This window comes from Pyrinomonas methylaliphatogenes (genome assembly GCF_000820845.2).
GTDB lineage: Bacteria > Acidobacteriota > Blastocatellia > Pyrinomonadales > Pyrinomonadaceae > Pyrinomonas > Pyrinomonas methylaliphatogenes.
The window spans coordinates 94,636-107,925 of the sequence record NZ_CBXV010000007.1 but is presented as its reverse complement, the minus strand read 5'-3'; the positions used below and the strand labels follow the sequence as shown (position 1 = coordinate 107,925).

The window sequence follows — 13,290 nt, the reverse complement described above, 5'->3', positions numbered from 1 at the left end:
GCCTCAACTTCGGACCCCGAAGTATGATGCTCGTGACATCTCAGTCGTTGCCGTATTCCATTCTCCCATCTCAACATAACGGCTTACGCCGACTCGCCGCGCGCGGCGACCTAGTTCGATTCTAGATTTCCATCGCGCCTTTTTCAACCTCTTTTTGCCTGAAATAAAGAAGCCCACGGCGACGTTCGATCTCTGCTCCGCCAGGCAATTCGGCGACCCGTCCTCCGCGCTCCCCTTCCAAGAGTTTCTCCACCGCTTCGATGTGCACGAGTTCGATGCGGCGCAGATGGCCTCGATTGATCTCGATCCAACGACGCAATACGCGCCGACGAATAGCAGCAGGGGCTTCTTTAACGATCTCGACGCGAAGAGCCACAGTTTGATCCTCGCAGCCAGCCCGTTTAAGCCATCGTTCGGCCTCCTCATCCAACGCCGCGTCATCTTCACGCAGAAGATCCGCGGTGCGCGAAAGCGTTTCGACTATCTTCGGGTTAAAGGTCTCAAGCAAAGGGATCAACTGTCGTCTCACGCGCACGCGCGCAAAGCGCTCATCTTCGTTCCAAGCATCGACGACGAACTCGACACGGCGCGCGCGACAGTAAGCTTCCGTATCGCGTTTTCGCGCCCAACCGAGCAGGGGACGCACGAGCCAAAGGCCCGGCCCAAGCGCGCGCGTTCGCGCCATTCCGCTCAAACCTTCGGCGCCGCTTCCGCGGATCAAGCGCAGCAAAACCGTCTCCGCCTGATCATCCATCGTGTGTGCGACGATGATCAGTTCGGCCATGTGCTTACGCGCTGCCTTCGACAAGAATTCGTAACGCAACCGCCTTGCGACCTGCTCCACATTATCTTTGATCTCGGCGGCGACCTGTGCGACGGCGATGCGTTCTATCTCACACTCGTATCCGAGTTCAGTCGCCAACGCGGCAACACGCGAAGCTTCCTGCCCGCTTTCGGGGCGCAGGCTGTGATCCAAGTGCGCGACGATCAATTCAAAGCCCAACCTCCCGCTCTTCGCTAACTCGTCGAGCCCAAGCAGCAGCGCCACCGAATCGCTGCCGCCAGAGACGGCGACGATGGCACGTTGCGCCTTAAGCTCCAAGCGCCGCAACTCCCTCTCCAACGCCCGCGCGAATTCGCTAAGCCTCTCTCCTCTTCCCATCACACTGCACCTTTACGCGCGTCATCCGACCGAAGCGATTTCATCGCATCCAGCCATTCATGCTAAAGTAGCACTACTACAAAGCTGAACTCATCCCGTGGCGTAATTGCGGAGGTCTCAATTATGACATCGGATGGGGCAGCGCTCATCCTTGAATCAACAGCCATCGATCAGTTAGCCGAACAGGGCTGGACCTTAATCCGAGATTTCCTCGCCGAGGAAGAGATCGCAGAGCTCGCTGCGGAAGCGCAACGGCTCTGGGAAGCAGGCGCGTTCAAGCGAGCCGGCATCGGGCGCGCAGAGCGATTCCAAATCCGCCCGGACATTCGCAGCGACCACATCCTGTGGTTAGATGAAAACGCACCCACGAGAGCGCAAAAAGTGTATTGGCAGCGCATCGAAACGCTGCGCCGTGAGATCAACCGAGCGTTTTTCGCGGGTCTGGTATCTTTCGAAGCCCATTTCGCCGTATATCCACCGGGCGCTTTCTACCGAAAACATTTGGATCAATTCTCCTCATCTTCGGATCGGATCATCTCCTGTGTTCTCTATTTGAATCGCGACTGGCGCGAAGAATATGGTGGGGCTTTGAGGCTATACACGGACGGGAACTTTATCGACATTCAACCGCGCGCCGGCACTTGTGTCATTTTCCGTAGCGATTCGATCTATCACGAGGTCTTACCATCCCAACGCGAGCGCTTCAGCGTGACCGGTTGGTTCAAACGCCGCCCGCTCGTCATGCCGCTCGAAGATCCTCTCCGCGATCGCTCCCCCTCGCCGCCATTCGGATAAGGGCTTCGGCGATCTCAAGCCGCCGGTCAAGCTCTCATCTCAGAGCGGGCGCACGCTTTGACTTGACCGCCATCGCGGCGCAGCGTTGAATATCATTCGTGACTTTCACGGCCCGGCGAGCGCGCCTTTGGCGGACTCATCTGGCGAGATCCCGATCGAGGCATCATTTGAACCAAGTGCGAGAGAAGGTCCTGATCATCGATGACGATCCGGCGATCCGGTGGTCGCTGCGCGAGATTCTGCAAGGCTGGCAGTATCAACCGCTGGAAGCAGCATCCATCGAAGAAGCGCGGCGCCTTTTAGCTTGCGAACAGCCAGCGGCTATCCTTCTCGACATAGAGCTGCCAGATGGGTCCGGGCTCGACATCCTGCACGAGGTCAAAGATCGGCAGTTTGATACGATCGTCATCATCGTCACAGGTAACGTCAACGTCCCGAACGTCGTGGCAGCGTTACGCGGCGGCGCATATGACTTCATCGGCAAGCCGATCAACCTCGAAGAGCTGCGCGTCACGCTCCAAAACTGCTTCGAGGTGCGGCGACTCCGCCGCGAAATGGGGCGCGTTAGACGCGAACGGGCGCGCGCGTTTGGCTTCGATCGGATCATCGGCAGATCTCGTGCGATGCAGGAAACGCTCGCGCTTGCGCGCAAAGTAGCCAGCGCGGAAGCGACCTCCGTGTTGCTGCAGGGCGAATCTGGCACAGGCAAGGATCTTTTGGCCAAAGCCATCCACTACGGTTCAAACCGCGCCGAAGGCCCTTTCGTCGCGATCAACTGCGCCGCGTTGCCCGAAAACCTGATCGAAGCTGAGCTGTTCGGTCACGAGAAGGGAGCCTTCACCGACGCCAAGCAGCGCAAGGAAGGGTTGATCGAACAGGCTTCGGGTGGCACGCTCTTTCTCGACGAGATCGGCGAACTCGACCTCAGCCTGCAAGCTAAACTGCTGCGCGTGCTCGAAGAAGGCCGTGTGCGTCGCATCGGCGCGCTGCGCGAAGTTGAGGTCGATGTGCGCATCATCGCCGCATCGAACCGCGATCTTCGCGCGGAGACCGAGGCGGGTCGCTTCAGGCTCGACCTCTACTATCGCTTGGCCGTGATCCGCATCGACTTGCCGCCGCTGCGCGAACGCGGCGATGATCTCTTCTTGCTCGCCGACCACTACATCGACTCCTTCAACCGGACCATGCGGCGAAGCGTGCGCGTGCGTGGGCTCACGGAAGAAGCGAAAGAGGCCTTCAAGCGCTACGGCTGGCCCGGCAACGTGCGTGAACTACGCAACGTCATCGAGCGAGCGATGATCTTGGAAGATGGCGAATGGATCACGTGCGAACACCTGCCGCCGGAACTCCGCCACGGTTCGCCGACCAGCGCTTTCAGTGAAGAGATCGTTCGGCTCCCGCCATCGGGGCTTTCATTGGACGAAGTCGAACGTTCGCTCGTGCGCCAAGCGATCAGGTTGAGCGGCGGGAATCAAACGCGCGCTGCCGAATTGCTCGGCATCTCGCGCGATCAGTTGCGCTACCGCCTGAAGAAACTGCGCGAGATCGACGAAGCGGCCAGCCACCGTTCACGGATTTCGGAAGCGCGCACTTGATCTTTTTTGCGATCAAGCCGATTGAGGAGAGCGCAGATGACCATTCGCGAAATCGGCCCATCCACAGTGGAAGCGGCGCTCGAACGCTCGCTCAAAGAGCTGGCCGACATCAAATTCGCGCTCGATGAAGCGGCGATCGTCGCCATCACCGACCAGCGCGGACGCATCACTTACGTCAACAGCAAGTTCTGCGAGATCTCGAAGTACTCCAGAGAAGAGCTTCTCGGCCAGGACCACCGGATCATCAACAGCGGCTATCATCCCAAGGAGTTCTTCCGCGAATTGTGGCGGACGATCGCACGCGGGCGCGTTTGGCGCGGCGAGATCCGCAATCGCGCCAAGGACGGAAGTCACTACTGGGTCGCGACGACCATCGTCCCCTTCCTCAACGCCGCCGGCAAACCTTATCAGTACGTCTCGATCCGCTACGATATCACCGAACGCAAGCTGGCCGAAGAGCGCATACGCGAGCAAGCGGCGCTGCTTGATCAGGCGCAGGATGCCATCTTCGTCTGCGATCTCAGCCGCCGCATCACTTACTGGAACCGCGCCGCCGAACGCATCTTTGGCCGGACGGCGCAAGAGGCGCTAGACAGCGACATCCTCGAACTGCTTTTCGCAGGAGCCGCTTCGCGCGCCGCGCAAGCCGAAAAGGCGACGCTCGAGCGCGGCGAATGGTCGGGCGAATTTCGCCTGACGACGCGCGATGGTCGAACGATAGAGATCGCAAGCCGTTGGACGCTGATGCGCGACGAGAGGGCGCAGCCGCGCTCGATCCTCGTCATCAACACCGATATCACCGAAAAGAAGCGGATCGAGGCGCAGTTTTTGCGCGCGCAGCGGATGGAATCGCTCGGCACGCTGGCGAGCGGCATCGCGCATGATCTCAACAACGTGCTTGCGCCCATTTTGATGGCGATCGAGATGCTTAGGCTGAAGCTGCCGGATGAGTCGAGCCAACATTGGCTCTCCATTCTGCAGCAGAGCGCCGAGCGCGGGCGACAGATGGTCAAACAGGTCCTCTCGTTTGCCCGCGGATTAGAGGGGGATCGCCTGCCGGTTCAGCTTCGTTATTTGATCAAAGATTTCGTCGGGATCATCCGCGACACTTTTCCGAAGGCGATCAATATCGAATGCGAGGTCGCCAACGACCTATGGCCCGTCTCAGCCGACGTGACGCAGATCCATCAAGTCTTGATGAACCTCGCGGTCAACGCACGCGATGCGATGCCCGCGGGCGGCAAGCTCTCCGTCACCGCGGAGAACGTCACGCTCGACGAAAACTATGCGCGGATGAATCTTGACGCTAAACCCGGCAGGTTCGTCCGCATCACCGTCGCCGACACGGGGGCGGGGATGACGCCTGAAGTGATGGAGCGGATCTTCGAGCCGTTCTACACGACCAAGGAGCCGGGCAAAGGGACCGGCCTCGGACTTTCGACCGCGCTGGCGATCGTCAAAAGCCACGGCGGCTTCATCACCGTGCAGAGCGAACCTCATCGCGGCGCGAGTTTCGCCATTTACCTGCCTGCGCTCGAAGCTGCGGTGCCAATGGAAGAAGAGACGCCGCCCAAAGAGATCCCACGCGGTCAAGGCGAACTCATCTTGATCATCGATGATGAAGAGGCCGTGCGCGCCATCACTAAACAGACGCTCGAAACCTTCGGCTATCGCGCCATCGCAGCGAGCGACGGGGCGGAGGCGGTGGCGCTCTACGCCGCCCACCGAGACGAGATCGCCGCGGTCATCACCGATATGGCGATGCCCTTCATGGACGGGGCGGCGACCATGCGCGCCCTTCGCAGACTCGATCCGCAAGCGAAGATCATCGCATCGAGTGGGCTTCCGCTTGGCGATGGCTCAACCGATCGGATGAGCGCGAATGCATTCCTCGCCAAACCATACACGGCAGCGACTCTTCTGCACACTTTGGCCGAGGTTCTCGGAAAAAGATGAAAGCCCCAGCGATCCGGCTAGCTTCCGCCAGCGCGGGCGATCAGATCGTTTGGTGAAATTCCCCTTACACGTGGCGAATTTCCCCATCTCTGTGGATGAGATCTTCCTTCCGCCGACCGTTTCCCAAGACTAAGCAGGTAACGGCACGGCACGTGCTTGAAAGATCGGCAAAGACTAAAAAGGGGGAGAGCGAAATGAGGATCTTGATCGCAGTTGATGGATCTGAATCGAGCGATGCAGCCGTCGCTGAACTTGCGCAACGACCTCTGCCTGAAGGGAGCGAGATCGAAGTCGTCTCCGCCTATGAATCACCTTACGCGATGTTAGCCGAACCTTGGTTGGCGGTCGAAGTCGATTACGAGATGATCGAGAAGGCGGAGCGTGAGCGCGCGCGCCGGATCGTCGAAGAAGCCGCCACCAAGCTTCACAATGGACCGGAGAGCCACAAGCATAAGGTCACGACAAAGGTGCTCAAAGGCGTCCCGAAGAGAGCGATCCTCGATGAGGCTGAAGCCTTCAAAGCCGACTTGATCATCCTCGGCTCGCATGGGCGCGGCAGACTTGAAAGGTTCCTTTTAGGTTCCGTCTCGCAAGCCGTGGCAACGCATGCGCCATGCTCGGTCGAGATCGTGCGCAAACCGGAATATAAAACGGCGCAGCGGTGACCGGCCCGGAATCGCCTTAGGCCCGCTCGACCGCACGGGCTCCTAAAGAGCCGTCCGCATCAACCGTCTTTTGACGAACTCGACGGCAAGCAGATAACTCACCGTTACAAGAAACAAGAAGAGGTAGAAAGCTGCTGGTACGGGCGTAAAGGCGAAGAAGCGGGCGAGCGGGGTCACAGGTAGGAGCAAACTGAAGAGGACAATCGTTACAGTCGTCAACGCGAGCGCGTTGCTCGGTCTACTGCGCAACGGATTGCCCGCCGTGCGAATGATGAAGATGACCAGCGTTTGCGTCGCGAGCGATTCGATGAACCAGCCGGTATGAAATTCCGCTTCCGAAGCGTGAAAGAGCTTTAACAAGGCGAAGAAGGTTAAGAAGTCGAAGATGGAACTGATCGGACCAACATAGAGCATGAAGTCGCGGATCAAGCCGATCTCCCAACGGCGCGGTTTGCGGATGAAGGTCGCGTCGACGTTGTCGGTCGGGATCGTGATCTGTGCCAGATCGTAGAGGAAGTTGTTCAAAAGGATCTGGACGGGCAGCATCGGCAAGAAAGGGAGCAAAACGGAAGCGGCAGCCATGCTGAGCACGTTGCCGAAATTCGAGCTCGTGCCCATCAGCAGGTACTTCATCACGTTGCCGAAGCTTTTGCGCCCCTCGATGAGGCCATCATGCAGCACCTTCAGTCCTCGTTCAAGCAGGATGATGTCTGCCGACTCTTTCGCCACATCGGTCGCATTGGCGACCGAGATCCCGACATCGGCCGCATGGAGCGATGGCGCATCGTTGATGCCGTCTCCCAAAAAGCCGACGACGTGCCCTTTGGCTTTGAGCGCCATTATCACCCGGTTCTTTTGCGCGGGCGTGACGCGGGCGAACAGATCTACTTGCTCGGCGAGCTGAGCCAGCGCAGCGTCGGTGATTCGATCCAACTCCGGCCCGAGCAAGACTCGCCCGACGTTCAACCCGACCTGTTGACAGACGTGGCGTGCGACAAGCTCGTTGTCTCCCGTCAAGATCTTCACGCGCACGCCGTCTCGTTTCAACGCTTGCAGAGCTTGGGCCGCATCTTCGAGCGGCGGATCGGAGAAAGCGATGAATCCGGCGAGCGTCAAATCGCTCTCGTCCGAGGCACGATAAGCGTCTTGCGGCCCGACGCGCTTGTAGGCGACGGCCAGCACGCGATAACCTTGCGCGCTCAAAGTCTGGTGCGATCGGGCACAAAGCGCGCGCGCCTCGCGTGTATCGAGAGGATGAATCGCGCCCCCCTCCGCGTAATTAGCGCAGACTTCGCAAACGCTCTCCGGCGCGCCCTTCGTGATGAGCAACCGTTCACCATCGCGCTGGACGACGACCGATACGCGGCGTCGCTCGAAGTCAAAAGGTATCTCATCGAGCTTGCGCCACGATTCCGCATCGAATTTGTCATGCTGCAGGATCGCTTGATCGAGCGGCGAGTTGATGCCAGTTTCATGGAAGCTATTGAGGTAGGCCAGTTCCAAGATCCTAGCGTCGGGCTCCCCTGAAACCGAGACGCACATCACAAGACGCATCTCGCCGCGCGTGAGCGTCCCCGTCTTGTCGCTGCATAAGATGTCGATGCTGCCGAAATTCTGGATCGCTTCCAAACGACGAACGATGACCTTCCGCCGCGCCATCTGCAACGCCCCTTGCGTGAGCGTCACCGTCACGATCATCGGAAGGAACTCCGGCGTCAATCCGACGGCCAAGGCGACGGCGAAGAGGAAGGCTTCGAGCGTGTTGCGTTGCAAGATGACGCTGGAGAGAAAGACGAAGAGGACGAGGAAGATGACCGTCCGCATGATCAGCATGCTGAATCGCCTGATGCCTCGCTCGAACTCCGTCTCCGGGTGTCGCCTTGCAAGCTGCGTCGCGATGTTGCCGAAGGCCGTGCGCGCACCGGTGGCGATGACCAGCGCCATGCCCGTGCCGCTGACGATCGAAGTGCCGAGGAAGACCACATGACGCGCCATCTCTTGGTCAAGCATGACTTCGCCTAACTTGATGTCGCGAAGCGATTCGACTGGCGCAGCCTCTTTCTCGACGGGAAGCGACTCGCCGGTGAGCGCCGCTTGCTGCACGTGCAGATCCTTGGCTTCGAAAAGCAACGCATCGGCTGGGACGAGATCGCCAGCCGTCAATCGTATGACATCGCCCGGAACGACTTCACGCCGCGGGATCTCGCGCCACTCACCGTCGCGTCGAACCTTGGCTCGCGGGGCGACTTCGTGGCGCAACCTTTCCGCCGCGCGGTTCGAGCGGAAGACCTGGAAGAAGTCGAGCGTCGCGCTCACCAAGACGATCGCAATGATGATCACAGCCTCGGTCGCCTCGCCGAGGGCAGTCGAAATGAGGCTGGCAGCGAGCAGAATCAGAACGAGCGGATTGGCGAAAAAGGAGAGAAACTGCCACAGCGGCTGCCATGAAGATGGCGCAGCGAGTTCGTTCGGACCGAACTGCGCGAGTCGGCGCTTCGCCTCGTCGTTCGCGAGCCCGTCCGTCGGAGAAGATCGTTCCTTCATCGCAACGTCGAAGGCCGGTCAAAGATCCGGCTCCCAACTCGCTAACTGAGCATCATCCCACCGAACACTGGATCGCCCAGATAGATCTGACTTTCTCCAGCACTTCAGCACTTCGACCCGCGAGCCGGATCGGCAGACATAAACGCACCGCCCTTCCTGAGCGATTAGAAGCTACCTCAGTTTACCGCCCAATTCACACGATTTCGACCGAACTCTTTCAAAAGCGGATGCGCTCGGGAGCTTCAATACCCCTCTCGTTCTTCGAGCGAGACTTTGCCGCGGAAGAAGCGATAGAGGAAGACGAAATAGCCGACGGCGAGCGCCATTCCAATGAGCCACCAGATGAACCCGACGCGCAGACTGTACGGCCCGCTCTGCGCGTTGAAGATCGTCAAGCTGCGCGCTGGATCGGTGGTCGCTGGAAGCAGGTACGGGTACATGGCGAAAGCCGCGCCGCCAAGCATTGCCGTGATGTAAAGCGTCGACGCGAGAAACGCAGCCAGGTCGCGCCTGCGCCGCTGGAAAAGAGGCATCGCCGCGAGCGACGCGGCGACCGCTAAGGGGATCAGCCAGCCCCACCAGTGCGCGCGGAAGTTATCGAGAACCTGTGGGCGCACGTTGAGCGTCGCGACGAGGCTCAAGATGGTGAGCGCGACGATCAGATACCAACCTCTGGCGGCAGCGCGCCGCGCGCGTTCGTTGAGCGGCCCTTCGGTTTTGTAGGCGATCCAGTGCGCCCCGTGCACAGCGAGCGTGGCGAAGGCGAGCAATCCAGTGAGCACCGTGTACCAATCGAGGATGCCGGGTTGCGGCCCGACCCGGAAATCGGTCCACAAAGGCGCGAAGAAGAACCCTCGCTCATCGAGCGGCACGCCGCGGACGACGTTGCCGATCGCCGCGCCAAAGAAGACCGCGAGCAACAGGCTCGACGCGCTGAAGACGAAATCGAAGAACTCGCGCCACAATGGGCTATCGACATGCGAGCGGAGTTCGATTCCGATGCCGCGCAACATCAGCAGCCAGAGGACGATCATCAGCGGCAAATAGAAGCCGCTGAAGCTCGAGGCATAAAGAAGCGGAAAAGCGAAATAGAGCGCGCCGCCGGCGGCGATCAGCCAGACCTCGTTCCCATCCCACACCGGTCCGATGCTGCGCAGAATCAACCGGCGTTCCGTTTCGTCCTTGGCGACCAGAAGATGAATGATCCCGGCGCCTAGGTCGAAGCCGTCGAGCACGACGTAGGCGATCAACATCAACGCGACGAGGATGAACCACAACGTCTCCATCAGGCTTCTCCTTGGCCGTCGATTCGGTGACGAACGACCCTTTCTCTCAGTCGCCCGTTTCGGGCAAGATCTTCGCGCTCGGCGGAATCGCGCTCGGCCCTTCGGAGAGGAACTTCGGCCCGTGTTCGATCTCGCGCCAGATCAAGAAGAGGAAGAGGATGCCAAGCGCCATGTACATCCCCATGAAACCGATCAACGTGAACATCCCGTTGCCCGCCGAGACTGTGGGCGAATAACCCTCGGACGTGCGCATCAACCCATAAACGAGCCACGGCTGCCGTCCGAGTTCGGCGGTCATCCACCCGGCGGTGTTGGCGATGTAAGGGAACGGGAAGCTCAACATCAAGATCCATAGCATCCAGCGCGCTTCGTAGAGCCGCCGTCGCCAGAGCAGAAAGGCCGCTACCACCGCGATCGCGATGAAGATCGTTCCCAGCCCGACCATGATGTGATAGCTGTAGTAGAGAAGCGGGATGTTGTCAGGCCACTGGTCGCGTGGGAAAGCATCGAGACCTTTGACTTCAGCTTCCCACCGCCGATAGGTGAGAAAGCTCAGCATCTTCGGCACGGTGATCGGATTATCGAGCCGCTGCTTTTCGACATCCGGCTGCCCGATGATGACGATGGGCGCACCTGCTTCCGTGCGAAACACCCCTTCCATCGCCGCCAGCGTCACCGGTTGATGACGCGCCACCATTCGCCCTTGCGCGTCGCCGAGCGGATAAAGCTGCAACATGGAGCAGACGAGCGCCGTCACCACGCCTGCTTTCAGAAACAGGCGCCCATACTCCTCTTGCTTGCGCGCAAGCAGATAGAAAGCTCCCACCGCCGCCATGACGAAAGCGGCGGTGATCACCGCGCCGTTCATGTTATGAAGATATTGCCAGAACGCCCACGGATTGGTCAGAAGTGCCCAGAAACTCTTCAATCGCGCCACGCCGTCTGGACCGATCTCGTATCCGACCGGATGCTGCATCCACGCGTTCGTGACGATGATGAAATAACCGGACAACCACGAACCGAGGAAGACCATGAAGGCCGCGACCCAGTGCCAGCGCGGGCCGAGACGCCGCTCGCCGAAAAGGAAGAGGCCGAGAAAAGAGGATTCGAGGAAGAAGGCGAAGACGCCCTCCATGGCGAGCGTTGTGGCGATCACGCCGCCAGAGTAGTGGGCGAATTTGGCCCAGTTCGTCCCGAACTGAAACTCCATCGGGATGCCGGTGATCACGCCGAACAGAAAGTTGATGGCGAAGATGCGCATCCAGAACCGAGCGGCATGATTGTATCGCTCATCGCCGCGCCACAAGGCGAGCGATTTGAAGATGACGATCAGCGGCGCCAGCCCCATCGTCAACTGCGGAAAGAGATAGTGATACGTGACGGTGAAAGCGAAATGCAAACGGTGAATCACCTCTGCGTCCAATCCTCACGCCCTCCTTCTCGCCGAACTTTCAACTTCTCGGAACGCCGCGCGTTCTCCTCTGTCCTCTGATGTGTTCTCGGATTATCTTACGACGCCTGTCCGCAAACACGAACTGGCAAAGACCATGCCACCCCACGAACCTCCATTTTACCCTAGTTGCGAGGCACTAGGTCGATTGACTGTGCGCGAATTCACGCATCGCTGACGGGTGATTTTGCGCGCTCTTGCTCGATCATTGTCAGCGCTACCCCTTCACCCACCTGTTGTCAACCTGTCAGCAACAATTGTTGGCGTCGTCTCATGTGATTTTCCGCTTTTTACAGAAGTTTATACAGAGTCAACCGGAATCAACGTTTAGAGATGCATCCTTCGCCTGAATATTGATTTGACATTGACGAAGAATTCTCCCCGCCGATGGAGATTAAGATTTTCCGGTCTCGTTCGTACTTAATAATATGCGAGGCAAAGAACTAGGCAGGAGGAAAGGTAAAGGATGAATAAAAGAATCAATTCGTTTCTAGCGCTGGTTCTTTCGCTAACGACGTTGTCGTTAGCCCATTCCAAGGTAGCTACCGGCAAGATAATCGATAATAACCAACTCAAAGATAGAGCTTTTAAGGCTGCAAGTGGGCCGGAGGTTGCAGCACGTGTGAGGCTCCTGAAGGAACAAAGTAAAGACGTTCGCGCAGCCCTTAAAGTCTTCGAAAACAAGGGTCGCAGACCTAAAGTTGAAGAGTCTTCAATGTTGTCAGGTCTATACCCTAGATCAAAAAGGATGGCTCTTGCTATGGGGTGCCGGGACTGCGGAAGTTTTCAAAGGATTAAATTCTCTCAGGACAATACGGGTGGCTCATATATTGAGTTGATATGGGTCCCTACTCTTAGCCTAGAGTATGAATGGCATGGCACTGCTATCGGCAATCTTTACGATGACTACGGCAACTTGGTCGATCAATACGTTGCCAATATTGTTTATAGTCATGCCCGACCATAATGTTTATCAATGGGAGGTAGTTTACGAATTGCCTTTCCGCAATGGCGTACCTTTGGAGCCACTGGATGAACCCGGCATGTACACAAACGTCGACATTGGAACCCCACTAGCGGAACAATACCTCAGCAAGGCAATAGGTACACGTTCTGGTGGCGCAAAATTCGTTAAAATAAGATGGCGCGGTGGCTGGCGTGCTTGGTTCAAATGCAGTGCGGCGTGGTGCGGCGGCGCGATTTTAGGCTCAATTATAACCTGCGGTGCGCTCAACTGGTGGAATGCTGAGATAGCTTTCGCCCCATGCGCGATAACAGGCAGTGGGATAGGTTGTATTGGAAGCGCCGTAGGTTGTTCATATGGAACTCTATGGGACTAAGCGGCATGTCAAGATTGGTCCCAATAGTTCAGAGAAGCCAGACGATCCTGACCTAAGCAAACATGTCAAGGTTCGCGCCGATAGGCTTTCTATCGTTGGTCTCGGCTATTCTCGCCGAGTTTTGCGGCATCGTCGTTGGCAAGCGGCTTGGACTGTCTCAGTTCGCATCGGTTGGCGTTGGATTAGTGATAGCTTGGCTGGTTCTCTATCCCATCGCAAAGTACTTGATGCTGCGACTCGGCGGTCATCCTCTTAATTTCATTCAATGGGCGTCGACAATTGCAGTGATAGTCGTGATAGCGATTCTCATACACACACTTATTCGCTAGCAAGCGGCTGGGCGAGCCTTGTAAAGACTGAGGGGAGAGCTAAAATGGCAGACGTTTCTGACGAAGCATGCGGCAGCTCGCTTCAAGTGATCAATGAGATCTGTGCACACCGAACAGGAAGACAACCGCTGTTAACATCATTCGCGGAAGCTGGTGATCTCTCCGCAC

General features: G+C 58.2%; 9 protein-coding genes. 5 read left to right on the top strand and 4 right to left on the bottom strand.

All coding sequences use genetic code 11. The annotated features are described in order from the left end of the window. Window positions 1-121 precede the first annotated feature (121 nt). Window positions 122-1,162 carry a tRNA lysidine(34) synthetase TilS gene (gene tilS, locus PYK22_RS10055; RefSeq protein ID WP_041976836.1) on the bottom strand — a complete coding sequence of 347 codons (1,041 nt, stop codon included), beginning with the start codon at window positions 1,160-1,162 and terminating at the stop codon, window positions 122-124. A gap of 123 nt (window positions 1,163-1,285) precedes the next feature. On the opposite strand from tilS, the gene PYK22_RS10050 reads away from it, so the two are divergent. The 4 genes from PYK22_RS10050 (at window position 1,286) to PYK22_RS10035 (ending at window position 6,173) form a co-directional block, all read left to right on the top strand. Then, window positions 1,286-1,957 carry a 2OG-Fe(II) oxygenase gene (locus PYK22_RS10050; protein WP_041976834.1) on the top strand — a complete coding sequence of 224 codons (672 nt, stop codon included), beginning with the start codon at window positions 1,286-1,288 and terminating at the stop codon, window positions 1,955-1,957. A gap of 176 nt (window positions 1,958-2,133) precedes the next feature. Beyond that, a complete protein-coding gene (locus PYK22_RS10045; RefSeq protein WP_041977272.1) occupies window positions 2,134-3,552 on the top strand; it encodes a sigma-54-dependent transcriptional regulator in 1,419 nt (472 codons plus the stop codon). 36 nt (window positions 3,553-3,588) lie between these two features. Continuing rightward, the gene (locus PYK22_RS10040) at window positions 3,589-5,508 is read left to right on the top strand and encodes a PAS domain-containing hybrid sensor histidine kinase/response regulator (RefSeq protein ID WP_060635547.1); all 1,920 of its coding nucleotides are present in this window, start codon (window positions 3,589-3,591) and stop codon (window positions 5,506-5,508) included. A gap of 194 nt (window positions 5,509-5,702) precedes the next feature. Beyond that, window positions 5,703-6,173, top strand: a complete 471-nt coding sequence (locus PYK22_RS10035) for a universal stress protein (RefSeq protein WP_041976832.1) — start codon at window positions 5,703-5,705, stop codon at window positions 6,171-6,173. Between the two features lie 42 nt (window positions 6,174-6,215). Here the strand turns inward: PYK22_RS10035 and mgtA are convergent, their stop codons facing one another. The 3 genes from mgtA to PYK22_RS10020 all read right to left on the bottom strand — a co-directional run bounded on the left by mgtA (window position 6,216) and on the right by PYK22_RS10020 (window position 11,426). After that, window positions 6,216-8,717, bottom strand: a complete 2,502-nt coding sequence (gene mgtA / locus PYK22_RS10030; protein ID WP_041976830.1) for a magnesium-translocating P-type ATPase — start codon at window positions 8,715-8,717, stop codon at window positions 6,216-6,218. Window positions 8,718-8,959: 242 nt separating this feature from the next. Then, window positions 8,960-10,003 carry a cytochrome d ubiquinol oxidase subunit II gene (gene cydB / locus PYK22_RS10025; protein ID WP_041976828.1) on the bottom strand — a complete coding sequence of 348 codons (1,044 nt, stop codon included), beginning with the start codon at window positions 10,001-10,003 and terminating at the stop codon, window positions 8,960-8,962. Window positions 10,004-10,049: 46 nt separating this feature from the next. Then, window positions 10,050-11,426: a cytochrome ubiquinol oxidase subunit I gene (locus PYK22_RS10020; protein ID WP_041976826.1), complete on the bottom strand. Its 1,377-nt coding sequence runs from the start codon at window positions 11,424-11,426 to the stop codon at window positions 10,050-10,052. Between the two features lie 493 nt (window positions 11,427-11,919). Between PYK22_RS10020 and PYK22_RS17605 the strand changes: the two genes are divergently transcribed. Then, window positions 11,920-12,420, top strand: coding sequence for a hypothetical protein (locus tag PYK22_RS17605; RefSeq protein WP_157770814.1), 501 nt, complete (start codon window positions 11,920-11,922; stop codon window positions 12,418-12,420). Window positions 12,421-13,290: the final 870 nt, after the last annotated feature.